The sequence below is a fragment of the Flavonifractor sp. An91 genome (assembly GCF_002159225.1).
GTDB lineage: Bacteria > Bacillota > Clostridia > Oscillospirales > Oscillospiraceae > Flavonifractor > Flavonifractor avicola.
In genome coordinates this window covers 1-783 of record NZ_NFHA01000101.1, presented here as the reverse complement: position 1 = coordinate 783, position 783 = coordinate 1, and the positions used below count along the sequence as shown (strand labels likewise).

The 783-nt window shown below is 45.7% G+C and carries 1 protein-coding gene and 1 tRNA gene; one reads left to right on the top strand and one right to left on the bottom strand.

Translation table 11 applies throughout. The features are described 5' to 3' along the window. Window positions 1-333 (top strand): site-specific integrase (locus B5G42_RS17635; protein WP_140399894.1); only part of this gene is annotated, 333 nt, incomplete at its 5' end. Between the two features lie 40 nt (window positions 334-373). On the opposite strand, the gene B5G42_RS18325 is transcribed toward B5G42_RS17635, so the two are convergent. Next, window positions 374-443 (bottom strand) — tRNA-Ser (locus B5G42_RS18325). Window positions 444-783: the final 340 nt, after the last annotated feature.

Sequence of the window (783 nt, the reverse complement as noted above, 5' to 3'; positions counted from 1 at the left end):
TACAACAAAGAATATCTGGGATATGTCTGTGTCGATGTGATTGGCAATCTCATTAAACCCAACTATGTGTCCTCGACCTTTGGGAAGTTGCTTGCCAAGAACAATTTACGGCACATTCGTTTCCACGATCTTCGCCATACCTGTGCCTCGCTTTTGCTGGCAAACGGTGTTCCGATGGAACAGGTAAAAGAATGGCTGGGACACAGTGAGATTTCAACAACGGTGGATATTTACGGGCATCTGCAATATGCCACGAAAAAACAATCCGCCGCAGCCATTGAGCAGGACATTGTGGCGCCCATGCTGCAAAACCTATCGGCGGTTTCTCCATAAAAAGGAAAGAGGTCTACCAGCTTTTCGCTGGCAGACCTCATGGCGGAGATGGAGAGATTCGAACTCTCGCGCCGGTTTTGAGCCGACCTACCGCATTTCGAGTCATTTCCCCCTTGTGATTTTTGGTGGAAATTAAGCGAAGATGGAAGTACACAACGGAAGCCCAAAAGCTGCGGTATACTGCGGATTTTGGCTTCCGTTTTTCGTTTTTATTTGAACCCACAGGGCTTTCCGAGTTCTTCCCATTTTTGCCCCGAATTATGACCGGAGGATAGAACAAGGATAGAACTGGACGCCAGATTGGGGGTATTCACACCCATACCATTTCACAAAAATGCAAATCACCATTTTGATTAGACAACTTGATCTTATTTGAACCCACTTCAAAATCCAATATTTTACACACCAGTGAAGTACCTCACCTACCAATGACAGATGAACAAGAAAGTG